This window comes from Methanoculleus sp., assembly GCF_036677455.1.
GTDB lineage: Archaea > Halobacteriota > Methanomicrobia > Methanomicrobiales > Methanoculleaceae > Methanoculleus.
On sequence record NZ_JAVBWL010000043.1, the window covers coordinates 82,586 to 109,028 of the forward strand.

General features: G+C 59.6%; 11 protein-coding genes. 2 read left to right on the plus strand and 9 right to left on the minus strand.

What is annotated here, in order from left to right:
- Positions 1 to 11 precede the first annotated feature (11 nt).
- From V6K60_RS10015 to V6K60_RS10030, 4 genes are all read right to left on the minus strand, one after another.
- On the minus strand, positions 12 to 5,861 hold the full coding sequence (locus tag V6K60_RS10015) for a CARDB domain-containing protein (protein WP_332450379.1): 5,850 nt from the start codon (positions 5,859 to 5,861) through the stop codon (positions 12 to 14).
- 474 nt (positions 5,862 to 6,335) lie between these two features.
- Positions 6,336 to 7,106: a cohesin domain-containing protein gene (locus V6K60_RS10020; RefSeq protein WP_332450380.1), complete on the minus strand. Its 771-nt coding sequence runs from the start codon at positions 7,104 to 7,106 to the stop codon at positions 6,336 to 6,338.
- 146 nt (positions 7,107 to 7,252) lie between these two features.
- Complete coding sequence (locus V6K60_RS10025) at positions 7,253 to 10,018, minus strand: DUF7948 domain-containing protein (protein WP_332450381.1); 2,766 nt, start codon at positions 10,016 to 10,018, stop codon at positions 7,253 to 7,255.
- Positions 10,019 to 10,587: 569 nt separating this feature from the next.
- A complete protein-coding gene (locus tag V6K60_RS10030) occupies positions 10,588 to 14,064 on the minus strand; it encodes a S8 family serine peptidase (RefSeq protein WP_442919568.1) in 3,477 nt (1,158 codons plus the stop codon).
- Here V6K60_RS10030 and V6K60_RS10035 point away from each other — a divergent pair.
- A complete protein-coding gene (locus V6K60_RS10035; protein ID WP_332450383.1) occupies positions 13,958 to 14,290 on the plus strand; it encodes a hypothetical protein in 333 nt (110 codons plus the stop codon). The two genes, V6K60_RS10030 and V6K60_RS10035, sit on opposite strands and share 107 nt — an antisense overlap.
- Positions 14,291 to 14,724: 434 nt before the next feature.
- Here V6K60_RS10035 and V6K60_RS10040 read toward each other — a convergent pair whose 3' ends face one another.
- From V6K60_RS10040 to V6K60_RS10055, 4 genes are all read right to left on the minus strand, one after another.
- Positions 14,725 to 17,049 carry a 6-bladed beta-propeller gene (locus V6K60_RS10040; protein ID WP_332450384.1) on the minus strand — a complete coding sequence of 775 codons (2,325 nt, stop codon included), beginning with the start codon at positions 17,047 to 17,049 and terminating at the stop codon, positions 14,725 to 14,727.
- 328 nt (positions 17,050 to 17,377) lie between these two features.
- On the minus strand, positions 17,378 to 17,911 hold the full coding sequence (locus V6K60_RS10045) for a dockerin type I repeat-containing protein (RefSeq protein WP_332450385.1): 534 nt from the start codon (positions 17,909 to 17,911) through the stop codon (positions 17,378 to 17,380).
- Positions 17,911 to 21,024, minus strand: coding sequence for a DUF3821 domain-containing protein (locus V6K60_RS10050; RefSeq protein ID WP_332450386.1), 3,114 nt, complete (start codon positions 21,022 to 21,024; stop codon positions 17,911 to 17,913). Before V6K60_RS10050 ends, V6K60_RS10045 begins: the two co-directional genes overlap by 1 nt.
- Before the next feature lie 233 nt (positions 21,025 to 21,257).
- A complete protein-coding gene (locus tag V6K60_RS10055; RefSeq protein WP_332450387.1) occupies positions 21,258 to 23,399 on the minus strand; it encodes a SpoIIE family protein phosphatase in 2,142 nt (713 codons plus the stop codon).
- A 285-nt stretch (positions 23,400 to 23,684) separates the two neighbouring features.
- On the opposite strand from V6K60_RS10055, the gene V6K60_RS10060 reads away from it, so the two are divergent.
- On the plus strand, positions 23,685 to 24,626 hold the full coding sequence (locus tag V6K60_RS10060) for a PQQ-dependent sugar dehydrogenase (RefSeq protein WP_332450388.1): 942 nt from the start codon (positions 23,685 to 23,687) through the stop codon (positions 24,624 to 24,626).
- Here V6K60_RS10060 and V6K60_RS10065 read toward each other — a convergent pair.
- The gene (locus V6K60_RS10065; protein ID WP_332450389.1) at positions 24,523 to 26,421 is read right to left on the minus strand and encodes a PAS domain S-box protein; all 1,899 of its coding nucleotides are present in this window, start codon (positions 26,419 to 26,421) and stop codon (positions 24,523 to 24,525) included. The two genes, V6K60_RS10060 and V6K60_RS10065, sit on opposite strands and share 104 nt — an antisense overlap.
- Positions 26,422 to 26,443 lie beyond the last annotated feature (22 nt).

The following is a 26,443-nucleotide window of genomic DNA, read 5'->3' on the forward strand; positions in this document are numbered from 1 at the left end:
CTCGTGCCTCGTCAGAGAGGCTGATAGTTGTCGTCGTACTGACCCGGGATCAGATACTGTGCAATGGTGATTGCATCCTGTAACCGTAAGTTGCCGGAATTGTCGACATCACCGTAGATTCTGGCGTTGCCCGTCAGTCCTCCCTCACCGGGCACAAGCGATTGTGCAATGGCAATGGCATCATTCAGACGGATTCTGCCGTCTTTAGTGACATCCCCAAGCAGCCTTCCCTCAAACCCAATGGAGATCTCGTCGACATCCGCCGTATCAATGTTGAACAGCGTCAGGACGCCGCCGGCAAGGCTGTACCCGCTCGACGGGACCGTGAACCATCCGGATGCGTTGTGGACCATAACCACAACGGTATCGTTCAGTTCGGCCGTTCCGATGTTCCGGGTGAGGGTCGGGATCTCGACCGAGATGGTCGCACGGCCACCGCTGCTTGCAATGGTCGAATTAAACGACTTCATTGCCTTTGTCGCTGCATTCCAGTGGCTCGTGCTGGCATTGTCCGTGGTGTCCTCGATCGCCGGGGGCATGATCCGGATCTCGCCTGCCGTGCCCTCCGCCTGCGCGATGTACGGGACGGAGGTGTCGCTCGCAAAGTGCGCCGTGTAGGTGACGCTCTCAGACGGTGCGACGTTCACCGAGGAGTTGATCCAGACAGAGTCTTTCCGGATCGCAACCGGATAGGTGTCCTCAAGCAGCCGGGCGTTATATGTGCTTACTCCGGATGCAACGGATGCTCCGTTCACATAGAACTCAGCATTCACCGGTGCATCATTCTCGTCCACCGCCGCGAGGGTGACGTTGCCGTATCCCATCACGTAGGTGCCGCCGCTGCCGAGCGCCATCCAGGTATCATTATACATCGGGTAGACCCGCGCTTCGACCGTGATGTTGCCCGAGGTTCCGAACTTCAGCGGGACAAAGAAAGTCTTGGACTCGCCTGCAAGAACGCTCGGCCTGGACTCATCATCAGAGCCGGGGTAGATGTAGAGCACCTTCGCGGTAGCGTTGTACATGTGCGAGATGCGCTTCGTTTCACCGCCGGAGAGATAGTACGCGGTATCCGATCCGAGAGCACTGCCGGTGAAGTTCACCGCGTTGCTGATCGGGATCTCTATGATCATCACGCTCTGGTCGATAGAGTCAGCATAGTTGTTGTTGACGGTAAACCCGACGTCCCACGAGTCTCCTTCCTCCAGATCACCCGGCGCCGGGGCAACGATCTGTAGATCGAAGTCGGTCGCGATCGGGTCGATGTACTTCTCAGGGATGGTCGCAAGCGCGATGCTCTCCGGGACCTGTTCGAAACTGTCGATCGAGACGCTCAACTTCGCGATCTTCGCCGGATCGGCATCAGTCTTCCCGGAGATGATAACGGTTGCAGTGCCGTTCGGGGCGCCGAACCCATACAGCGTGCCCAGTTCCTCCTCCGTCAGTTCATGGACGAAACTGAACGAGTTCTGGTTGAAGGAGATGTCGTTACGGGACCAGACCGTCACGTCAGCCGGATTCTTGATCTCGACATCCACGGTGAAGTCCACATTCCCCTGCGGCACGACATTGGTCAGCGTGTTGATGACCGCAGCGCTGGTGCGGGTGCTTCCCCATCCACCGGAGTAGGAGCGACCGGCGCGGTTGCCGATCAGGTGGCTGATGCTGCTCGACAGGTCAGCGGGATCGACACCGGCACTGTAGAGGGCGAGAACCGCACTTGCTGTCGGCTCATACGTGTCCCACTTGGTCTCATCATTCCAGTAGGACTCGGTTCCCGATATGACTTTCTTACCCTGGAGTTGTAGTTCCAGTTCATCGATCTTGACGTTGATCGCTGCGGCGTCCCCGATGCCATGGTCGCGTATCGCGATAAGCCCAAGGATTGCGTACGAAAGTGCCTGGGTGTCTTCATCTGAATAATCGTAGGTCTGCATCCAGGCGCAGGACCTCTGAAGCGATGAATTCACCTCACCCTGCATGGTTTCGTTCAGATACGGGTACTCGTTTACAAGGTTCTCGGAGATGAATCCGGTCCACTCGACGTCGTTGGAGATGTAGCCCCAGTCCTGCCAGTTCCCGTCCACCTTCTGCTTCTGGATCAGCCAGTTCGCGCTCGCGTTGAGGTCGATCCCGTTCATGTTCGTATCGACGTTCCAGAACCCGGGATCGGCATCCATGTCCATCAGGAGTTCGGTGATCACGTAATTCGTGTAGAACGTGTAGAACATCGAGGGGGTCGACCAGTCGCTCTTGCCCCATGCCCATCCGCCGGAACCGTCACCATACGACTGGCCTGCAAGCTGCTGGGCGTTGTCGCCGTTGGGTACGTTCATGCGGTCGAGCGCGTTCTGCATCGTCTGCAGGATGGTCTGGTTGATCTCAGGGGTCAGAGCACCACGCTCTGCATAGTACTGCTTCACACGGAGTGCCACAAACGCCGGACTCATCGTCTGTTCAGGGCAGCCGTGCGGGTAGCCGATGAGCGACGTCAGCCCCTGAATGGTCCTGCCGTCAGCACCGGCCCCGAGAAGGAGCTGCACCTTTTGGCCTTCGGATGGTGTCCGGGCAAACACCGGGAACTCAAGAGTCTTTGAGGCCTCATTCGTGACCAGGGTGGTGTTCATCACCTTGATATCGACGTTGGGCTCCCTGACCTTGATTGTGCCGTTGACGTAAGCGCTCTTACCTTTTGCCTCAAGTGTGATGCTGTAGTTGAACGTTCCAAGCTGCTTTGGCTGGATGTAATACCAGGATACGCTGTTCCACTCAGAGTTGTAGGCGTACACGCTCTGTTCTGCAGGATAATAATAGTGGAACTCGAACACGGAGTTATCGGTCAGGTCGACCGGCGTCCCGTCAGGATACGTAACGGCAACGGTTGCATTCACCATACCCGCCTGGTTCGTCGTGAAGTAGGTTCCGAGCACGAAGTACTCGTTCTTCAGGACGGACTTGTTATAGTCGTACCAGTAACCCCAATACTGCTTGTTCTGGTCGGTGACCTCTAGATCGTAATTGTCGATGACGATGTTCCGCGAAGCGGTATTGCCGGCCGGGTCATCATCCCCGGTGATGGCCGCGTTCAGGGTGTAGGTGCCTCCAGCCGGCTTCCAGGTATTGACGGTGAACGTCCTGCTTGCACGCCCGGCGAGACTGATATCCTGCATCTCCCAGATCTGGCCGTTATCCACGGTCAGGTTGGCGGTGACAGTGACCGGGTTTGACTTCCGGTTCTGGACCGTCACCGAAATAGTCTGGCTCTGGTTGGCAGATCCGCTCGGTGAAGCGAAGACGGAGACGGCAGCGTCGGTCTTGTTCTCCTGAACAAACTTGCCGCGAACGATCTCCAGCTCGAGGTATGCGCCATCGGTCGTCTTTACGTATGCATTCGTCTGCGAGTCGAGGAGCGACGTCCTGCCGGAGTCCGTGCGGGCCTTCATCGTGAACGTCGCAATCTGAGCATCGCTCGTGAGCGCCGGCAGATCGGTTCCGGTGAGCGTGATCCTCCCGTAGGAGGTCGTAACCGTGACGCCCTGGATCGTCTCGACCGGCGACGAGTTGTAACAGACCGTCGGGTCGTAGATCAGGGGGATCTGGAACGCCGTGACTGGTGACGAGACGTTCGTGATCCAGATCGCCACCTCGGCACCGTCGGCGCTCGAGCCGAAGACTTCAGGAAGGACCACCGTTACCGGGGCTCCGGAGCCAACTGAACCCGTATAGACGTTGTTTGTATAATCCGTCTCCGCCTCCTCAGTCCGGTTGACGTTGACCTCGACGCGGTAGGTTTTGGCCGTACGGCCGACGTCGATGTTGACCGTCGTCGTCCAGTTCTCGCCGGGCTCCAGCCTCGGGACAGAGTAGGGCTTTGGAGTTCCACCGTTCACCGAGTAATGCAGGGTGGTCGGGAGGGCATAGACGTTGCCGTCGTTCCTCGCCCCGATCTTGACCGTCCAGGTGCCGGGGGCGAGCGATGCCTCAAGGATGGTCGTGTTGCTCGACGGGATCCCGCTGACGAGTCCTACCGGCTCCCAGACCGGGACCAGGTCGGGACGGGTGATCTCTGCCCGCGTCTGGACGTAGTTGTTCTCCTCGTTGATCTCGTCGACGGTGTTGTCGACATCGATGCCGAGCCCGATCGAATAGTCTCCAACAGCGACATTTCCGGCGGTGGTGATTTCGTACTCCTTCACAGCACCTTTATCGGTCAGGATGATATCCGTCTCGCCGTAGCCGGGAACGACATGCACCGTCATGTGGTAGGTGATGTTCGCCCCGGGGGCTATGTCGTCCGAGACGGTGATGTCGGCCTTGCTCGACCCGAACTCACCCTGGATCTTGAAATCCTCGGTGACGGGCTTGACACCGATGTTCTCGATGACCATCGTCTGGGTGAAGTGCAGGCTGTCGTCGGCATACTTCTTCACGTACCGGAGCGGGTCGATGAGGGTCCCCCTCAGGTCCGCCTTCTGCGCGGTGACGACCGAAATTACGCCGTCCTCAAGCGTAGCTGCCGGATGAAGGATTAGGACGTTCTCCCGGGGGATCGTGTACGCCGTTCCCGATATGGTCATCGGGGTCTGGCCCGACGTGGTGTTCGCCTTTACCATGAGGTCGAGAACCGGGGTCCAGGACGCCGTGTTGAGGTTCGACATGTTCCCGAGGTAGGCGTTCAGGTACCCGGTCGGTTCGTTATAGTATGAACCATACCAGCAGTTATCAAGCGTCACGCCTGCGCCCTGTGCGGTTGCATTCAGGGATACCGATGTGACGTTGATCACGGTAGAGTTCCACTCAGCCCAGACGTACGCAGAGTCAGCGGCGTTCAGGGACCGGACCATGAGCGGGAGCACCTTCTGTGACCCGGCGTCGATGGTGGCTGACGGAGCTCTGAGCTCCCCAAGGCCCGGATAACTGCCGCCGCCGCTTGTTGCGATCTGGCCGGGGATCTCGAGATCAAAGTAATGCCACTCCTCACCCACATCCCAATTGGCATACGTAGTGATTTCGCTCGTGCCGGTCAGGTTGGTCGGCCGGAACGTGAAATCGACGATCTCGGTGTAATCCGTGACGGTAAGGCCGTCCGGGATCTCCACAGTCACCCACGCAAAGTTGTAATGGTGAGGAGTCTGCTGAATGTTCTGCCGTATCTCCTCCGGGACGGACTCCAGGCCGAACTCCCCCAGTTCGTATGGGCCATACTCACTCGGGACGCCGTTCATTGCCTGAGCAGAGGTGATTACGGCACCAGGTAGATCCGGTGCAATCGCGATATCATCGACGATAAGGTACGACCCGTCATACATCAATTCGAACGAGATCTCCGTCGCACCGGTGACATTGTCCACGCCGACGGCGAAGGTGCCAGGCTGCCCGTAGGCCAGCGTGCCGGAGGGTGCCCAGATCGTCGAGGGGTCCCTGACCGCTATCGAGCCGTCATCATAAACCGAATCGAAATACACCGGCTCAAAGTTCTGGCTGTAGGTCGGGGTCCCCGCAAACTCCACCGCCGACTCACCCTCGTTCTCGGTAGCACGGAACGTGATATCGACAAGCGGAGGCAACGGCCAGTTTTCCCCGGCGGTTATGCCCTGCGAGTTCGTGACGCTCACGTTCACCCACCCGTGAATGTTGTCGATGTTTGGCACGACCTCTGAACCCGGGATGGTGTCGTTGGCCACGACGCCCTCCACCGATAACAGGGTGTTGTCGAACGTCAGGTTGAAGGTAACTCCTTCAGCGTTCTCAAGATCGCCGACGGCAACCGGGAAGACCCCGGTCGAGCCCGGCGGCAGGAGCCCCCCGTGGGGGTGCCCCGGAGCGACGATCGATGCAGCACCTGCTGCCGTAGCCAGCATGCAGAGTGCACAGAATAATACCAACAGTATATGCTTTCTCATAATAGTCAACCTCTCAGTGAGAGTCTCTTCGCGTTTCTCCGTCCATGTTTCGATCCATACGTCAGTTCGGGCGTTACCCACTTTTTTAGGGGGCTTTCTGGAACGCCTCGCCCGTTACCCGGCGCACATGCGTATGCTTACAGCCATTCGGGCTGCAGTGGAGCTCAGGCCCAGTTCATCGCCCTTCTACGTCAGCCTCGTTCAAATTGGCTATACAGGAAATTGTCCCATTCTGGACATATAAATTTATTCTATTTGCTCCAGGTTATAATAACAGCGATTTGAAAAAAAGGACCCGTTTTAAAACGAAATAGTGTAAATCATCGTGAGAGTGTTATGACACATCTCTGCGCCGGGAGGAGGACGTTTCATAGTTAATAAAGATCATCCGAAGAAAGAAGAGAGGTGGGGGAACGCAACTCTCTTACTTGATCATGAGCGGCGATACATCAAAAGCGCGACGCCAACGACGCCCGCCGCAAAAACGGTCGCCGCACCGAAGCCCGGAGCCGCCTCAGGAGTGCGGGGCGGCTGCGTACTCCCGGGGGTCATACCCGGGGATGCGGTGGGGAGAGTCTCGACGGTCCCGGCCGGAGATGTCGGCGGCATCGTCGTCGCCCCGGGGATGGCGGTGGTGACCGCCGGGGTCTTGGTACGCTCTGGCGTCGGGGTTGCTGCAGGAGCGCCGGACGATGACGAGGTACTCTGTGAACCCGAAGACGGCGTGGGCGTCGCCGGCGTTGCGGTCTCCGGGGAGGTGATGATGCCGCCCTCGGCAGCATCAAAATCGAACGACATAAATTGCGCATCGCTCCACTGGGGCTCCTGGAGGGTCACAGAACTCTCCCCGGGCCCGACGCGGGTGAACCGGATGATAACGAGAGGAACGGGCTCCGGTGCGGAGATCCCCTCTGTGCTGGTGACGGCCACCTTTGCGAACCCCGCGTCGTTATAGATCCCGGGCACCACGTTCGACCCCGGAACCTCGCTGCTTGCCGTGATGCTCTCGATATGGACGACGTCCGGATCGTAGAACAATTCAAATCCCACGCCGGTCGCCGCCGTAACCCCGGATATGATGAGGGGAAGATCGGCGGTGTCCTCAAGGGAGCCGCCCGGAGCCACAATCCGGGTCTCTGCGCTCGCGTTTCCAACCAGGAGACATGCTGCCAGACAGATTAGTAGTAGAGTAGAGTATCTCATCTATCGACCTCGGTGATATTCGTTTTCAGGTTGGTCTGATATTACCGTTACGCTTTATGAGCCCGGCAAACAGCACGGCAGGTGCCAGAACCGCCCGAGTTGTCGCAGAGGAGAATAAAGGGGGTTTTTGCCCCTCACGGCCGGTCTCACAACGCCGGGATCTTCTCGACAAAGTAGTAGGCGATCTTTGCCGCATCCCCGATATCGACCGCGCCGTTCTCATTGAAGTCGGCGTCAGGGTCGGCCGCCGCCTTTCCGACGACCATATGCGCGACAAGGGCGACATCGCCGATGTCGACGACGCCGTTCCCGCTTAAGTCACCCCTGACACGGGTGACATTGATGCATCCCGGTCGGGAGATAGTGTCGGAGCCATCTATGGTGCTGACCGTGAGGTTGACGGTGTAGTTGCCCGATGTTCTGTAGGTGTGAGTGGGGTGCTGCTCGGTCGAGATATTGCCGTCGCCGAAGGTCCAGGACCACGACGTCGGGTCGCCGGTTGAGGTGTCGGTGAACCGGACCACGAGCGGGATAGTGCCGGCGGTCACGTCCGCGGTGAAGTTTGCGACCGGCGGAGGCACCAGAGCGTCAACGCTGAACTTCGCGACGAAGACATCGCTATTCCCTCCGTAGCTGCTCTGGTATGCCCACAGGAGAGGGAAGTCATTAGACCCTGTATACCCCGTGACCCAGACGCCACCGGCGCCGTCACTCGCGAGGGCATTTCCATAATCATAATCCTCTCCGCCCAGGTAGGTCGATAAGAGGAGAACGCCCTCCGATGAGAAGTGGGAGACGAAGGCATCATGAATACCTCCCCCGTAGCTGCTCTGGTATGCCCACAGGAGAGGGAAGTCAGTAGACCCTGTATGTCCCGTGACCCAGACACCTCCAGCATCGTCACCCACAAGGGTATACCGGTAATCATCTTCTCTCCCTCTACCCCCATCACAATCATCCGCCTCTCCCCCCAGGTAGGTCGAGGAGAGGAGAACGCCCTCCGATGAGAAGTGGGAGACGAAGCGATCGCCATAGGTGGACACTCCCCCGTAGGTGCTCTGGTAGGCGTTTTCGACCGGGAAATTAGCAGAGCGTGTACGTCCCGTGACCCAGACCCCGCCGGAACCGTCACCAGCAAGGGCATACCCGGAATCGTGTTCGTCTCCGCCCAGGTAGGTCGATAAGAGGAGAGCGCCCTCCGATGAGAGGTGGGAGACGAAGGCATCGTAATAACCTCTGTTGTTGCCCTGGTATGCGTTCCTGACCGGGAAGCCCGTGTCGAAGTCCGGCACGTGCACTGACCGGGTCTCCCCCGTGACCCAGACACCTCCAACGCCATCGCCTGCAAGGGCAGATCCGTCATCGTGATCCGATCCGCCGAGGTAGGTCGAGGAGAGGAGAGCGCCCGCCGACGAGAAGTGGGAGACGAAGACATCCCACCCCCCCTTGTTGGTGCTCTGGTATGCGTTCAGGACCGGGAAGTTGCCATATTGGTTACCCCCCATGACCCAGACACCACCGGCGCCGTCACCCGCAAGGGCCGACCCATAATCATAATTCTCTCCGCCCAGGTAGGTCGAGAAGAGGAGGACGCCGGTCGATGAGAAGTGGGAGACGAAGGCATCACCAGAACCCCCTCCATAGTCGCTCTGGTATGCACCATCCGTGACCGGGAAGTCGGTTGAGGTCGTAAGCCCCGCGACCCAGACCCCACCGGTGCCGTCACCCACAAGAGCATTGTCGAGTTCAGCTCCCCCTCCGCCGAGGTAGGTCGAGGAGAGGAGGGTGCCGGACGACGAGAGGTGGGAGATGAAGAGATCCCCACCACCTCCGCAGACCTCCTGGGATGCGTTCAGGACCGGAAAGCCAGGGCCCGCCGTCCCCATGACCCAGACCCCTCCCTCGTCGTCACCCGCAAGGACGTGTCCGTAATCAGAACGCGTTTCACCCCCTCCTCCGCCCAGGCAGGTCGAGGAGAGGAGGGTGCCGTTCGGTCCGAAGTGGGAGACGAAAGCAATGTGACCATATTTTCCATTGGAGTCGTCCAGAACCGGGAAGTCAGGAGAGGCCGTATACCCCGTGACCCAGGCCCCGCCGGAGCCGTCACCCGTAACGGCATACCCCAGATCCCAATCCCAACCACCCAGATAACTCGAGTAGACCAGTTCGGGGTCGATGACCAGCTCATGCCCGGCATCATACTCCGTCACATCGATGCGAACCGATCGCCCGTCGACGACGTACTCCGCGGCCCGGTCGACCTTCTCCCCGCCGATCACCTGCCAGCAGACGAGCGGGCTCTCGAGCATCTCCCCTGCCGGCGACGCGAACCGCAGCACGCCGTTCCCATCCACATGGGGCTCGTTCTCCCCCTCGTAGAGCAGCTCTATCCGCGAGGGATCTGCACCGGGTGACACCCTGAACTCACGTTTCAGCCTGCCGTTCTCCTCGGTATACATGAGATCGATTCCGGGATACAGGTCTTCATACACGACCCCGGAGTATATCGGGATGCCGTTCGGCCACTTCGACGAATCGTTCCCGACGTAGTAGTTCATGACCCCCGGACGCGGGCCCCTCGCCGCGAGATGCGTGTCCGGGGACGCCCCGGCAAACGACTGCCGGATAACGTCTACCGAGGCATTGTCCGCGCTTCCCGGGGTATGGACCAGCACAAGCCCGTCTCGCGTAAAGAGGACCATCGTTCCCTGGTGCTGCAGGAGATACTCCACCCCACCGTCGCACTGGCCGACGTTCGGGATGAAACCTGAGCTGAGCAGTCGATAGTTTGTTCCGGCATCAATCTCAGAAACCGGGGGTGTATCACCCGTTTCTGCATCCGCCGCCGCTGCCGCTGGCAGCAACGCTGCCAGTACAATAAGAACTACGAGCGAGAGTATCAATCTCATCATGACCACGCATCCTTGATGCCGTTCCTGCCGGCGAGCTCCTTGCCTGCCCGGGAGTCGAGAGAGGGATGCGAAGCGGGGGTATCAGAATGCCCGGAATGCCGGGATAACGGCGATGGTCGATGAATTCCTCTCGGTCGGGGAAGTCGGTCCCTCGTGATGCCGGATCGGCTATCTGGCTATGCACGGTAATGTCTCCATTCAGGTATAAACTTTTCTCTCACATCACTTCGGTGAAAAACAAGTTCCATCGAAAATACTCGTATCCAATGCCCCATAGATCGAAGAAAGATGCCGTAGAGCCCTGTCGAACAACAGGCGGGATGATCTCTCCTGCGCACTCTCCTGTCGGTCCGGGGGGCCGGCCGAAGGATTAGGGCTCCCCTCGCCCCCCTGTAAGAGACCTGGCCCATCGTGAGCCTCGCGATGACGGGCCGGACAGTCACTCGCCGGAGGCAAGGGTGATCACGGTGCCGGGCGGTCTTCATCCCGGGGCATCTGCTCTCCCAGCGTCGGGGTCAGGAGAGCGAACCCGTATTAAAAGGTGGAATCCGGCCGGGGCAGGTTAGGGGTTAGAGTTCCCCTATCTTCCCGACGTAGTAGTAGGCGATCTTTGCCGCGTCGCCGATATCGACCGCACTGTTCCCGTTGAAGTCGGCGTCAGGGTCGGCCGCCGCCTTTCCGACGACCATATGCGCGACGAGGGCGACATCGCCGATGTCCACCTTGCCGTCTCCTTTGAAATCACCTTTCATGTTTGTGACGGTGATGTAGTCAGGCCGGGAGAATGCGTCCGAGTCGCTCCCGGTGCTGACCGTGAGGTTCACGGTGTAGGTGCCCGGGGTTCTGTAGACATGAATCGGGTGCTGCTCTGTCGAGGTGTTGCCGTCACCGAACGCCCAGGACCACGACATTGGACTACCGGCTGAAGTGTCATTAAACTGCACGGTGAGCGGGGTGGTGCCGGCGGTGGTGTTGGCAGCGAAGTCCGCCAGCAGGGTTGCGTCAATGACCTCGAAGTTGAGACGGGTGTAGATGTCATCGACACCTGGTGAGTCCAGGGCAGTGATGAGAGCGATTGCAGCGTCGTAGGCTAAGAGATTAGTGAGTGTCACGTTGGCGACGCCCTCTCCGTATATCGCTCCCGTGGCGGTGTCGGCCATGACCCCGAAGTCATAATCCACCGGGTGCTGGACGACCATGTAATACTGCCCCTCCTGCAGAGCGTAGGTCTCAGCATCCCCCAGGACGTACTCGAAGGTGCCATCGGCCTCAACGCTGACGGCCCGTGCCCCCAGCGCTCCACCGTGCCCACCATAGTAGTCCGGGCCGAAGGTCCAGATGTTCACGTTGGGCGGCGCTCCCCCGGCGACCCCGGTGATCCGAAATTCGTCGCCTGAGGTAAGGGCGCTGCTGGAAGCCTCTGCGGTGATGAAGGCGGGTCTGAGCTGGATGGTGGTTGTGGCGTAGACGGCATTGGAGAGATGAGCCTTGTCCCGCGGGGTAGAGACGGCGTAGATCGTGTAGCCACTGGAGTTAAGGGTCGCATTGAGGCTGGCGGTGTCCCACCGGTACGACCAGGTGTCATCGGCCTCGACATCCACCCGGATGAAGGTTGCCGGAGTGCCGTCCGTCACCGGCACGCCAGGGTCTTCAAGCCTGACACCGTTGGTGTTGAGGTTCGGGCCGGCCAGGAAGAGGTAGACGGTGTCGCTGTCGGTGTTCGTTCCGGAGACGACAATCTCCTCACCGATGTAGTAGAGACCGGTGCCGGAGGTGGTCACGGTGACGGAACCCTGCTCAACCGTTACCACAACGTCGTCGGATAGGGTGGTGTCAGCCGGGTCGACGACCGTGATCGTGAAGTTCTGGACTCTGGTGGCGTGGGTCGTATTGAACTCAACCGTGCGGGTTCCCCCTGCGCTGGTGATGATCTGAGCACGGGTATCGGTGAAGTCTGCAGCGTCAGTGATGTCAGCCATCTCCACGCCAGGCGTTACCCCCAGCTGCCCGGGTGTGATCAGGGGATACTCCGCCGCCGTGGGGAGACCAGCGTCCCTGACGTAGAGCCAGTAGGGACTGGACGGCTCACCCGAGACCGTTACGGCGAAACGATAACTGTGGATCACGCTGTCTTTGTTGGACACAATTGAAGGTGGCTGAACGGTTACCGGGGCAACTGCCTTCACTGCCTCGTATGCATTGACCCTTCCCCCTGAGACCATCTTTCCCAGGTATGCCGATTTTGTATCCACCGTATCGAGGATGATCTCTTTCATCTCAGTTGCACTCAGGGATGCATTGACCGATCGAATCAGTCCGGCCACCCCGGAAACGTGGGGAGTAGCCATCGAGGTTCCGGACTTATACGCGTAACCTGCAGAGACCGGGTCTACACCCACAACGCGAACATCGTCGATGAGAACACCGTCCCTCTGGACTGAACCATCGCTTGTAAGAGCAAATCCGATATATACTGGATTTCCATCGTACATGCTGAGCGGCACGGTAACAGTATACCATTTCCCCTCACTTGAGCCGGTAAGGTTGCCATGTGAATAATAGTTCACGCCATCCGGGGATGAGATGACATGGAGTTTATCATAACCGTCTTGCAGATACCATCTAATGTTAAAGGAGAGTGTCGCCCCCTGCAACTCCCCTAAATCGATGGGCTGTTTCGTGGTCAGCCATGCATTTGTATTCGGTGAATAATAGCCGGCAGGACTGTCGTCCGCTGCGGATGGGGCGCTCGTGTAATAGGATCTGTTCAACCCCCACGGCGCTTCGACGTCCCATGTATCCAGCGAGTCCATGGCGTCGGAGAAGGCTGTCACCTTGGTGACGCAGGTACTGAGAATGTTCTCCCCGGGCGCTGCAACGTCCACGGATGTCGCGCCGAAGTGCGAGAACGATGCAAGTTGCTCAGTGTTGGTGCTTGCGGCGACCGCGAGAATGTTCTCACTCGCATATGACGACGGGTAGTGAGGATTCAGATCATTGTTCAGGGCATCGTTTCCCGCAGCACAGACGACCAGTGCCGGAGTTTCAGCGATTGCATCTGCTAACGCCTGGCTGTAACCGCCCCCGCCCCAGGAGCAGCTGATGACGTCCGCACCCATCATGGTTGCGTACTTAATGGCGCGGATTGCATCTTCAGTATCTCCCTTCCCATCCGGGCCAAGGAACCGGAGGGGCATGATCTTTGCATCCCACATCACTCCGGCAACGCCGAGGGAATTGTTTCCGACAGCGGCAATGGTCCCGGCACAATGCGTTCCGTGGCCGTTGAGGTCACCGGGGTTGTTGTCGTCATCGTAGAAGTCCCAGCCGTAGACGTCGTCGATATACCCGTTGTCGTCGTCATCGACTCCGTTGTCCGGGACCTCCCCCGGATTTGTCCAGATGTTTGCAGCAAGATCCGGGTGAGTGTACATGACTCCAGAATCAATGACGGCAACGATCACATTCCGGGATCCCGTGGTGATCGGCCAGGCCTCTGGTGCATCAATATCAGCGTCTGCAGTGCCGGTTTTCCCATTGATTGTCTGCCCAGTGTTGTACAGCCCCCAGAGGTTGCTGAACTGAGGATCGTTCGGGGTACGGCCCCCTCCGCTTCCACTTCCTCCTCCCCCTCCCGGGATGGGCGTGGGTGTAGGCGTGAAGTCCGGCACGGCATCGGCATAATAATAGTAGTTGGGCTCGGCGTAGAGGACATCCGGGTTCCGGGAATAGGCATTGACGGCATCGGTTACCGACAGATCTTCCGGCAGCTGCACCATCTGCATGCCTGAAAGGCCGATATCGCTGTAGTCCATGATCACAATCGAACCGGTTTGAGAGTGGGTTGTCTCCGACACCCGCGACAACCGGGACGGTGAACTTGCCACATCCGGCTTGAACCGGACGATGATCGATCCCGGGTCATAAAGTGGCCTTCCCGTGGCAGTTGCCGGGAGAGACAGGGCTGCACCTTTTTCCGGCTTTGTACTCATTCGTACATCGGACCTATCGACCTCACCTTCTCCTGATGTATTCGTGTGCATCATCGGTCTCTCGAACCGTTCGAGCGCCTCAGGCGAGAGGACAATCTGGCCGGCAGAGCTCCCTGAACCGTACCACTCCCATGGTTCACCGTCCGCAGCAGCCGATACTGAGATAAAACCCATACAGAAGATGAGTCCAAAGAAGAACAACGCAGTAATAGACTTTGTCATAGAGGATCACAGAACCCCGGAACGGATGGATTTCAACAGAAGAATTGGCGTGCCCTGATCAGACAACGCCAGCATACCCTTGTGTACTGCGGAGCAGCGTCGAGCGTTAGCTGCCGATAAACCCATGCATGCCATATGAACATTTTGTTGGTTGAGACTGCATTAAATCTTTCTAACGGCTTTTTTACTCCCTTAAAAACATTCGATATGGTATCCCTCATCACTGTCAATGATCATTCCAGAAGAGTGCCAGGAGTTCGCTCGATCTCTGAACCCAGGGGTTGGGATGATGTAACAGGCATTACACGGATGATCGCGCCAAACCGGATCAGAAAAAGGCCTGACATCCCTGCAATGGCAATCATCCCGAAAACCTCGATGAAAAGGCTGCACTCCTATGCCCTTTCTATCCGGATAAAAGGATATTTCAACAACAGCCCCAGAGATATCGGCGACCTCCCCCAAAAAGTGAGTTTCGTCCTTCCGCTCTCATCACAGCGCCGGGACCATCCCGACGTAGTAATAAGCGATCTTTGCCGCATCGCCGATGTCGACCGCACCGTTCTCGTTGAAGTCAGCGGCAGGGCTGGCCGCCGCCTTCCCCACGACCATATACGCGACATGGGCGACATCGGCAATGTCGACGACGCCGTCCTCGTTTAAGTCGCCCTTCGGAGCCGTGACGGTGATGAAGTCAGGTCGGGAGAGCGTGGCAGAGCCGTCTGGAGTACTGACGGTCAGGTTCACGGTGTAGATGCCGGGGAGGGTGTAGGTATACACCGGGCTCTGGTCGGCGGCGGTATTTCCGTTCCCGAAGTCCCAGTGCCATGCCGTCGGGTCGCCGGTTGAGGTGTCAGTGAACTGCACCGTGAGCGGTGCCACCCCGGCGGTGACGTTCGCGGTGAAAGCGGCAGGGGTCGCGGCTGCTGGTGCGAACTTCTGGATACGGTGGTTGCCGTTGTCTACCACATAGACGTTGCCGGAATTATCAACTACGATGCTCGTTGGCCACTCAAACTCTCCATCCGCGTAGCCGCGTGAACCCCATGCCGTGAGGAAGTTTCCGGAACTATCGAACTTCTGGATGCGATGATTCGCATTGTCTGCCACGTAGATATCACCGGAACCATCGATGGCAACGCCCCATGGGAACTGGAACTCCCCGTCTCCTGAACCTTCTGATCCCCACGTTGCGAGGAGGTTGCCGGAACTATCATACTTCAGAATACGGTGGTTGTATGTGTCCGCCACATAGACATCCCCGGCAACATCGACACCAACGCCCCATGGGTACTGGAATTCCCCGTCCCCTGAACCTTCTGACCCCCACATTGCGAGGAGGCTGCCGGAACTATCGAACTTCTGGATACGGTGATTCTGTGTATCGGCTACGTAGACATGCCCGGAAGCATCAACGGCAAAGCCCTGTGGCCATCCAAATTCGCCATCTCCAAAACCTTCTGATCCCCATTTCGTGAGGAAATTGCCGGAACTATCAAACTTTTTGATACGAATCCCTTCGAGCACGTAAATATTACCCGCGGCATCAATCCCGATGTCGGGAACCTCATATTTAAACTCTTCGTCACCGAGTCCCAGTGATCCCAGCGTTGAGAGATAATTACCGGAATCATCAAACTTCTGAATGCGGTGATTCCATGTATCCGCCACATAAATACTTCCTGTGGCATCAATTGCGGCACCACATGGATCCAGGAACTCGTCATTCGTGGGAGCCTCGGATTCCCACTTATCGAGGAATTTGCCGGAACTGTTGAACTTCTGGACGCGGTGATTCTCAGAATCGGTTATATAGATATTATTGGATGAGTCAGCTGCAATGCCAACATATCTCGATGATGATATGAACTCACCATCGCCGGTACCCTGTGATCCCCATGTTGCAAGGAGATTACCTGAATCATCAAACTTCTGGATGCGATCTCCATTATATGCATAGATGTAGCCAAGAGAATCAACTGTAATGCTGGTGCATTTAAGTTTTTCGTCACCAGAGTGGCTTAAATCCCATTTTATGAGAAATCTACCAGAATTATCAAATTTCTGAATGCGACGGTTATAATGATCCGCCACATAGATGTTTCCGGCAACATCGACGGCAACATCGGTCGGGTAATTGAACTCTCCATCTTTCCATCCCCAGGACCCCCCCCATTTCTCAAGGAAGTTGCCGGAACTGTCGAACTTCTGGATGCGACAATTTGTAGGATCTGCCACGTAGACATTGCCGGCAGTATCAACGGCAATACCGCTTGGCCACTGAAACTCGCCATCTCCTGAACCTTCTGATCCCCACATCGTGAGGTAATTGCCGGAGCTATCAAATTTCTGAACCCGATGATTGATCTCTTCGACTACGTAGATATTGCCGGCAACATCAATTGTGATATCGACGGGAAGCTGGAAACCGCCACTTTCAAGGCTCCAGTCACCCCATTTCTCAAGGAAGTTGCCGGAGCTATCAAACTTCTGGATGCGGCTATTCTGTGTATCAGTTACATATACATTGCCGGCAGCATCAACCGCAATACCTGACGGCCTATCTAAAGCACCATCTTTCACATAGGCCTTCGTTCCCCAGCTCGTCACGAAGGTGTACTCCAGGGTGCCCGAATCCTGCTGAAAATTCAGACCCAACCCGGCATCTGGGGCCAGGGGCACCATAGGTGAGTCCACTCGTTCAACCTGGCAATCATCCGAGGCAAGCGCCGCCGGCACCATCGCGGCCAGCATTACTACTACAAGAAAGACCGTCTGCTTCATGTTCATCACATCCGCGGTGCCGCCTTGGGTCATGCGCTCCCGCTCACAGGAAAACGAGAGAGTGGTCGCTGAGCAGGTGATATTGAAACCTGAAGTGAATCAGGGGCGGGTCGGTGAATGCTTCTCGTCTAGGGTGATCAGTCTCGCAGGGCACCGGATCGGCATCGGGTATCCTTGAATAACAGTAACTTCCGGTTATGAAAAGCGTTTCCCTTTTACTGCCTGCATTTCCGGACCGTTTCCCCCGAAGACACCGCAGAGAACGGATATTTCTCAGATCCAGCGCATCACGATGTTGGAGATGCTTGCTGTTCATAAAAACCAGGAAATGTCCTGCACCAGGAGGACGCAGACGCGCTCTTCACAGCGCCGGGACCATCCCGACGTAGTAATAAGCGATCTTTGCCGCATCGCCGATGTCGACCGCGCCGTTCTCGTTGAAGTCAGCGGCAGGGCTGGCCGCCGACTTCCCGACGATCATATACGCGACATGGGCGACATCGCCGATATCCACTTCGCCGTCCCCATCGAAATCGCCCTTGACACCCGCGGTCATGAGATCGAGGTGCGTAGAGGTCCCGGGTGCATAGACTGCCGTCCCGGCGGCAGCGCCGCCGACAAGGAACGTGATCGTCTCCCCGGCATCTCCCTCCCCCCCGCTGACGATCAGGCGCTCATCAAAGAGTGTCTCACCGCCGTAGACCCCGGCGGCCGTCGTCGTGAACTCTCCGCAGTCGCGGCCATCGATCCGGGCAGTGATGATGGTCCCGGCCGGTGCCGGGCTTTCGCCGACGCTGACCGTGCCCCAGAACTCCGCGGGGAGGAGGGGGACAGCCGACGCCGTCCCGGCGAGCGCGACGAGGAGGAGCACCACAAGGATCCGTCTCACTCGCATCACGCTCCTACGGCGCAGAGGGTGCCCGGCCCGGTCATGTAGAGCCAGTAGCCCCGGCCGGGATAGACCTGGCGGCTGTCGGCATATGCGCCGCTCCCGCCGTTGATGACCGCCGTCTCGAAGGCCTGCGTCCCGGCATCAAACCCGATCAGGGTCGTCCACTGCCCGCGGACAGAGAGGAGGGCATCCCTCGCCGTCACCGGGCCCGTGCCGGTGGTTCCGATAGCGTTCCAGCCGGTAACGAGGCCGCGCTCCATCGGTGGGATGGGTAATTCTGTCGAGAGGGTGAGCGGGATGGTCGCGGGTTCTGTCGAGTAGATCCAGAATCCCTCAAGGGGAGCGAGGCGGTCCTCCATCTCGAGCCTCGTCCAACTCCCCGCAGCCGTATCGTAGCGGAGAATCGAGCGGCCGCCGCTATTGACACCAGCAAAGATCCCCGCAGTGTCGTTCCCGGCCGCAAGCGGCCGGGGGATCGAGACGAAGTTCCAGCCCGGGACGAGGGTGAGGCCGGGCTGGTCTACGCCGGGGATGAAGAGGAGACGGTAATCGCTCTTTGGCACGACCTCCCCTTTAGCGCCGCGTTCAAGGACACCGAGTAGTACCGGGCTCTCCGCTCCCCCCGCCGGCACGATGCCGTCGAGGAAGACACGGAGGCGGACATCCTGCCCGTAATCGAGCTCGAACGCCGAGAGCCCGAACGACCGGGAGTACCGGGACCCGGTAGAGACCATCGCCCCGCCGAGTTCGATATCATAGGACCAGTACGGGTCTTCGAGATCGGTGGAGAACTCAAGGCCCGCCAGGTGTTCGGCCCAGGGAGTATCGATGACGACGGCAAGGGCAAGGCTCTCACCGAAAGAGAGTTCATCGAGAGGAGGGGTCGTCCGGATACTCTCTATCGTGTAGGTGGCGCCTGCCGGGGTGGTCGGGTGGATGATGTCGTCGCAGACGTTGAACGACATGGTCTCCGAGACCTGTCCGTCAGGGGAGAGAACCCGGACGCTGTAAGCGCCCGGCTTGAGCACAGCCTCCAGATCGAAACTCCACGCACCCCTGTCGGCTACGACAACCTCCCCGGTGAGGATACGAGCCCCACCCTCCTCTGCGGTTATATGGTAGGCCAGCACCGTGCCTGCAGGGTAACTGGTATCGCCGGCGACCGTGACAATCTCCCCGTATGCCCGATCGTCGATCGGATCAATCCAGATCCAGGACGCCTTCACCACACTAAAAGAGAGCTTGGTGTAGAAATCATCGACGTACCGGAGGTCAAAGGCGCCGAGCAGCGCGTTCACCGCGTCAGATTCTGAAAGTTTCGAGAGATCTGCGGGGTTTATGCCGGGTCCAGACAGAAAACCGCTTTCGTTGGCAACAACCCCGAATCCTCCGTAGGTCCCCGGATGCTGGACGACAACGTAGTACGGACCGCTCTGGATGAATTTTTGGGTCCGTGCACCATCGATGACATACTCGAAGGTGCCGTCGCCCTCAACCGGCGTCCGGTCTCCGAGTATCCGGCAGCCCGGCCCGATGACCCAGACCTGGACAGAACCCGGCGCTCCCGTCGCCGTTCCACCTATCCGGTACTTGTCGCCCGGAACAAGGGTGGCGCCGGAGGCCTCGGCGGTGAGGGTCGGGGACCGGAGCAGGAATGTGGTCGTCGAGGACCGGGCGACGTCGAGACTCTCCCTGGCGCAGGGCTGCGAGACGGCGTAGATGGTGAAGATGCCGGCATCGAGGATCTGGTCGACTTCGGCGGTGTTCCACCGGTAAGACCAGGTGCCGTCAGCCTGGACGGTAGCCCGGGTGAAGGTGCTTTCGTCCCCGGTTCGGGCCTTCACGCTGGTATTCTCAAGCCTGGCACCGTTGAGATCGATGTTCGGGCCGGTCAGGAAGAGGTAGGTGGTGTCGCTGTCGGTGTTGGTCCCGGAGAGGACGATCTCCTCGCCGATGGCGTAGGCACCGGTACCGGATGCCGTGACGGTGACAGAGCCCTTCTCGACCAAGACCGTGACCTCATCGTAGAGGGTTGTATCAAGGGGGTCGGTGACACAGATGGTGTAACTCGTATCCCTGGTACTCTGGTTGGTGTTGAACAGGACGGATCGGGTGCCGGCGGCGGTGGTCATGAGTTCTGCCTCCGCGGGAGTGATGGCGGTGACACCGACCTGACCGGGTGCGATCACCGGGAACTCTCCGGGGGCAAAGCCGCCGACATCCCTGACAGAGAGACGGTACTCCCGGTTCAGCTCACCGACGACGGTCACAGTGAAACTGTTGCCGCGGATGACGGTCTCCTTATTAGTTGATAGAGAGAGGTGCGGAGTGATGACCTCGAAGGTCACGGTATTGGTGTCGAAACCCTTCCCATAGAAGTCGGAAGCAGCGGGCCAGACAGCCTGTGCGACATACGTTCCTTCCCCGGCGCCTCGTAGCGGTATAGGGGCGGTGGTGCTCTGCTGGTTGCCGGCGAGAACCACACTTCTGAGATCCACGCCCTCAAATACCGTCAATGTACCTCCGGCAGGTGTGGTAACCCTGACCTCCATGGCAGCCCCGGGGAGGGGTCCGACATTATGAGTGATCCGGAACTGAATGTCGTTTGCCCGGGACACGGACTGCCAGTTCACCGAGGTGATTGTGCCGTTCAATAGAACATCAAGATCGGCCGTGGGGGTCGCGATGACGACAACACCGGCAGCCCGGCCTGGATCGAAGAAGGGGGTGCCGTCGGTGAACGCATACCAGGTACCGGTCGCCGTTCCAACCGCAGATGCGGTCAGTTCAAAGTTCGAGACATCGGCTACCGCGATAGTCTGTCCGACAGTTCCGGATGTCGGAGTCGAGATGCTGCTGTAGTAGACCAGGGTTCCGGACGAGACGCTCTGGCTTTCATAAGATGCCCCTACCTCACTTCCCGGATGATCGGGCGGAGTTCCCTCTTCGGAAAGAATGACCGGAGCAGCATTGAAGACCGCGCTCAGGTCAAGGTTCTCTTCACCCGCATAGATGGTACCGCCGTTGTCAACACTTCGTGCCGTAGCCGGAAAAGCAGCCAGCACGACCATGAGGACCACGGCAACCGCCGCCAGAAATGCCGTTCGCTTGATCATGATAGATCCCCATTCCGCATGATGCGTTACCGGAGGAGGTCAAAATCGGCAGGATCCGCTGCCTGCGGATGGTTTGAACAGGATAGAGAATGCTAAACTGTTACGAACCGCCTTCCAGCCCACAGAAGTTCTTCTAACGTTGGTCATAATAAACGTGCCGTTATTGTCCGGTGCAGGAGGGGCAGGGAGGTGTAAAATACAGGGACCGGGAGGGATCTCGCCCCTGGTTCCCGTCACCCAACCTTCAGCACCACGAGCGTGATGTCATCGAACTGCGGCCGGTCCCCGGCAAAGACGTTGACATCCCTCACGATCGCGTCGATCATCTCCCGTGCCCCACGATCGAGCAGCCCCGGGATGAGCGCTGTGAGCCGCTCCATCCCGTACTCCTCGTCACGCTCGTTTGTCGCCTCGGTCACCCCGTCGGTGTAGAAGACCACCGTGTCGCCGGGGTTCAGCCGGAGCTCCACGAGTTCGAGCTCGATATCGTCGAAGATGCCGAGAGCAATCCCCTTCCCCCGGAGGAGGACCGCCGCGCTCGATCCCGCCCTGAAGAGGAGGGGAGGGTTGTGGCCCGCGTTGACGTAGGTGAACGTCCCCTTCCGGGTGTCGAGGATACCATAGAAGAGCGTGACGAACATGCAGGTCTTCGAGTCCATGCAGATGTAGCGGTTCGCCTCCAGGATCGACCCGGCGGGGTCCGGGTTCGCCGAGGCACTCGCCCGGACGAGGGTGCGGGAGAGAGCCATGAAGAGGGCCGCCGGAACACCTTTCCCCGACACGTCGGCGATCTCGACGCCCCAGCAGCCCTCGCCGACAGGGATGTAGTCGAAGAAGTCCCCCCCCACCTCCCGGGCAGGCAGGTTGAAGCCCGCGAGGTCGAACCCGGGGAGCACCGGCGCCGACTCCGGGAGGATGCTCTGCTGGATCTCCTTTGCGATCTCAAGTTCTTTTGCTATCCGCTCCTTCTCCGCGGTTGTCTGCCGGAGGTCCTCGATGTGCCCGCGCAAGTCGGCCGCCATCCTGTTGAAGGAGTGGGCAAGATCCTCAAACTCGTCCCCGGTCGCCACCTCCACCCGGTGTTCGAGTTCGCCCCGGCCTATGGCCTCTGAACCCTTCTGCAGCTCCTCGATGGGCCGGGTGAAGTACCGGGTGACGGCAAGGGTCAGGAGGGCCACGACAACGAGCAGGACGAGAAACACCCCGGTAAAGACGGCTTTCATCCGGTCCTGCTGGGTGCCGATATGCAGGGCGGTATCCTCCGATGCCGAGAGGATGCTCGCCCGGGTCTCCTCTATCGGCGCGAGCACCTCGTCGACCGGCATCACCACCCCGACGCTCCAGTTCACGCTCCGGACAGGGGCATACGCGACAAAGCGCTCGCCGTCGTCAAGCCCGACCCGGGCGATCCCGGTCTCCCCCGCGATCATCTTCCCGGCGACCGCGGCGAGGTCCGGGTTCGAGCTCAAAAGCAGGTTCTCGGTGACGAACGACTCGTCCCACCGGAGGTCACCCGAGGTGAGACCGGGACGGCTGATGACGTTCCCGTGCCGGTCGACCAGCATGGCATACCCCCGGTCGCCCACCTGCGTCCCAATGATCTGCTGGTTGATCGTCTCGATCGTGACGTCCGCACCGACCACCCAGACCCAGTCCCTGTCGGGGCTGTACACCGGCCGCGAGCAGGTCACCATCAGGCCGTGTCCGATGAGGTCGACATACGGCTCGGACCAGACCGGTCCTCCCGTCTCACTCGCCTGCACGAACCAGCTCCTGAGCCGGGGATCGCACGTGGCGTCGAGCCCGGTCGTCCAGGGATAGATCATCGCCATCCCGGAGCCCGTCCCGACGTAGACACCGGCAAGGTGTCGGTTCGTTGCGGCGATGGGGATGAAGATGTCGTCCATCATCCCCGCGGCGTTCCGCTCCTCGGCAAGACGGCCGGCATCGATGCCGGGCGAGAGGAAGAGGACGGAGGTGGCGCGGCGGTCCGCCGGCTCCTCATCCTGCAGGTAGAAGTGGCGCTGCCGGACCATGGATGGATTTGCTATGATGGTTGCGGCGTAGCGTTCCATGACCTCAAGGTCCCCGCTCACCTGCTCAAAGAGGATGTTGCTGATGTAGGCCTGGTCCTGGGCAAGCCGGAGGAGCGACTCACCGGTATTGCGCTCGAGCGCGGCGGTGCTGTCATTCACCGCGCGGACCCCGAGGTCGGTGCTCCGCTCGAGCGCGTACCGGCTGACATCGTCCATCTGGACGAAAGCAAGTGAACCGGCGAGAAGCAGGGCGGCCGTAGACAGTCCCAGGAATACAAGGAGGAACTTGGTCCTGACCGGGATCCTGACCCGGCGGCGCTCCGGCCCGCTCTCGCTCATCACTAAAAGGTTGCTCCGGGAGAGGAGATAAGACCCACCGGATCGATCCTCCCCATCGTGGCCGGGCGGGCCGATCCCGGAGCGATGCGAGGTCCGCAACGGGCATCCGGCTACAGCAGGAAGCGAGGTCCCCACTCATCCAAACCTATGACCGATCCCGTATTCTCACCGGCGCGGCCGGTCAGGTGGGAGATTCTGCTCTGCCGGCACAGAACACCGGATCCGCCAGGGACTCTCGGGCCGACGATGCGGGCGCCAGCCTGCGGCATCCCGGGTGTTTGAGAGATGAAATACGCACCGGAACATCTTGTGCTCGCGGCTGTTCTGGCCCTCCTCTGCATTCTCCCGGCAGGGGTGCTCGCCCAGGCTGACGGCGCAGTGCAGGTCAACGGCAGCGAGTACCGCATTTATGCCGAAGGGCTGCGGAACACCATCGGCTTTGGCTGGCACCCGGAGACCGGCAAGTTCTGGGGGATCGACCAGGGATCCGACTGGCGGGGCCCGGACCTGCCTCCCAAAAAACTGAACCGGATCGAGGATGGCGGAAACTACGGATGGCCATGGCGTTGCGGGAAGCAGCAGATCGACAGGATCATCGCACAGGACCCGCCGAACATGACGCGGGAGGAGTTCTGCGCCATAAGCGTCCCGTCGGTGCTCGAGTACCAGGCGCACAGCCCGCCGATGCAGTTTGTCTTCTACAATGAGACGCAGCTTCCGAAGGAGGACCAGAACGATGCCTTCTTAGCCCTCCGCGGATCATGGAACCGCTGCCCGCCGATTGGTTACAAGGTGGTGCGGGTCCTCTTCGACGACGCAGGTGAGCCAGAGGGGTTCGAGGACTTCATGACCGGGTTCCTGCATGAGAACGAGACCGCCTTCTCCACAAGGCTCTGCGGCCTTGCGATCGCAGAGGACGGTTCTCTCCTCGTGGGTGACGACACGAACGGCGTGATCTACCGGATCTCCTACATGGGAGAGGAGAACACGACCGGGGGCAATGCAACTGGCGGGCATGCGTCCCGGAACCTGAGGAGCAACAGACAGGGCGCAGGACAGCAGGGAGAGGCGCCGGAGAGGACTCCCGGCTTCCCATGCTGCGACGGGGGCGAGCCGGTACGGCTTACCCAACCGCCTCCGGGAGCAAGAAGGAGAACGCCGCTCCTTCCTCCGGGCGGCCCGGTATGCGGTCCTCGACCCAGATCCTGCCGCCGTAGCGCTCGATGAGGATCCGCACCAGGTAGAGGCCGAGGCCCTCGCCCACGCCCCGTTGCTTCTTCTCATAGCGGTGAAAGATCTCTTCTTTTAGGGCGTCCGGGACACCCCGGCCGGTATCCGCGACCATCACCCGGACAACCCCCCCCGCATCCTCCGTCAGGATGGAGACCTCGACGCCGGGACCTCCGTGCTTGACCGCGTTGCCGATCAGGTTCGTAAAGACCTCGCAGAGGAGGTCGTCGGCGAGAACCTGCCAGGGGGCTCCCTCGTACCGGATGGGAAGATCCGGGAAATGAGCGATCTCCCCCCGGATGACCGCATCGAGGTCGACCGGCCGGATGTCGGGCGGACCTGCGTGAATCCGCCGGATCTTCGAGACAATGCCGAGGATACCGATGCTCTTTGCTATGCTCCGTTTCAGGTTTGCCATGTAGCAGGCCGCCTCCCCGTCCAGGGAATCGAGGAGGAGCTCGGCGTAGAGGTTCGAGACGTTCTCGGTGTTCCCGATGTCGTGGGTCAGGATGTCGAGGTAGAGGTTCGCCTCCCGATGGGCGGACTCAAGCTCCTTCTCTGCCTCCTTGCGCCCGGTGACGTCGCGGACGATGCCGCCCCGGTAGAGCGGCCGGCCGGCCGGGTCGCAGGTCACCGTTAAATGGTCTTCGAGCCAGCGGTACTCGCCGTCCTTCGCCCGGAAACGGTATACGAGAAGCCCCCTTCCCGATGCGATCGCGTCGCTGATCGTTGCTTCAGCCAGCGGGCGATCGTCGGGATGGATGCGGTCCATGACCTCTTCGATCCCCATCGCGGCCATCTCCTCCGGGGTAAAGCCGAGGATCTCCTCGATCGCCGGGCTCATGTAGTCGTATCGGTCGATCTGCAGGTTGCGCCGGTAGGCTGCATCGAGCGAGTTCTCGAGGACCGCCCGGAACCGCTCCTCGCTCTCGCGCAGGGCATTCTCTGCAAGCTTCCGCTTCGTGATGTCGGTGAAGAACGCTGTGGTGTATCCCGGCCGGATCGAGAAGGCGGTGACTTCATGCCACTTCTCAAGAGAGGGCATCCGGTACTCGAACGTCACCGACCTGCCGGTCAACGCCACATCTCCGTAGATGGTAATGAGATCGGCCACCTCCACCAGGTCAAAGGTTTCAGTTATCCGCCGGTTCAGGACGACCCCCCGGGATCTCCCGGAGAACGCTTCAAATGCCCCATTAACCTCTAGAAAAACAAAATCAACAGCCCGCCCGGAAGCATCGGTGATGATCCGGCAGTGAGCGTAGCCAACGAGCGGGTTATCGAGCGTCTGCCGGAACCACTCCATGCTCTCCCGCAGGGCATCCTCCGCCCTTTTTCGCTCGGAGTCGTCGTAGGTGTAGCCCTGGATCTCGATCAGTTCTCCGTTCGCATCGAAGCGCCCGACCAGGTTCTCGACGACGTGGATACGGGTGCCGTCCCGGCGTTTTCGGGTTCGGCCCTGGTTCTCGATCTTTCCCTCCTGCCGGAGGCGTAGAAGGAGCGCCTCCCGGTCGCCGGGGTCCTCGTAGAGGTCCAGGATGCTGGTGTTCAGGGCTTCATTTACGGAGGCAAACCCGAAGATCCTGACAAATGCGGGATTGCAGGCGATTATCCGGCCATCCTTCGTGGTGACGAAGTCGCCGGTGAGATCGTTCTCAAACAGCCGTCGATAACGTACCTCGCTCTCCAGCAGAGCATTCTTCGTAGACTGCAAGGTCACGTTCTCGGCCCGGAGGGCCTCGTTCTCTGCCAGGAGCGCCGCCAGGCGCCCGTCTGCCGGCAGCTCTCTCATCACAGAGGCCTCCTGCTCGCCC

Bases quoted from the DNA above. Each gene is read 5' to 3' on its own strand.
- V6K60_RS10015 (WP_332450379.1), bottom strand. From the start codon at position 5,861: ATGCTGGCTACGGCAGCAGGTGCTGCATCGATCGTCGCTCCGGGGCAC.
- V6K60_RS10020 (WP_332450380.1), bottom strand. From the start codon at position 7,106: ATGAGATACTCTACTCTACTACTAATCTGTCTGGCAGCATGTCTCCTG.
- V6K60_RS10025 (WP_332450381.1), bottom strand. From the start codon at position 10,018: ATGATGAGATTGATACTCTCGCTCGTAGTTCTTATTGTACTGGCAGCG.
- V6K60_RS10030 (WP_442919568.1), bottom strand. From the start codon at position 14,064: ATGATGCACACGAATACATCAGGAGAAGGTGAGGTCGATAGGTCCGAT.
- V6K60_RS10040 (WP_332450384.1), bottom strand. From the start codon at position 17,049: ATGACCCAAGGCGGCACCGCGGATGTGATGAACATGAAGCAGACGGTC.
- V6K60_RS10045 (WP_332450385.1), bottom strand. From the start codon at position 17,911: ATGCGAGTGAGACGGATCCTTGTGGTGCTCCTCCTCGTCGCGCTCGCC.
- V6K60_RS10050 (WP_332450386.1), bottom strand. From the start codon at position 21,024: ATGATCAAGCGAACGGCATTTCTGGCGGCGGTTGCCGTGGTCCTCATG.
- V6K60_RS10055 (WP_332450387.1), bottom strand. From the start codon at position 23,399: ATGAGCGAGAGCGGGCCGGAGCGCCGCCGGGTCAGGATCCCGGTCAGG.
- V6K60_RS10060 (WP_332450388.1), top strand. From the start codon at position 23,685: ATGAAATACGCACCGGAACATCTTGTGCTCGCGGCTGTTCTGGCCCTC.
- V6K60_RS10065 (WP_332450389.1), bottom strand. From the start codon at position 26,421: ATGAGAGAGCTGCCGGCAGACGGGCGCCTGGCGGCGCTCCTGGCAGAG.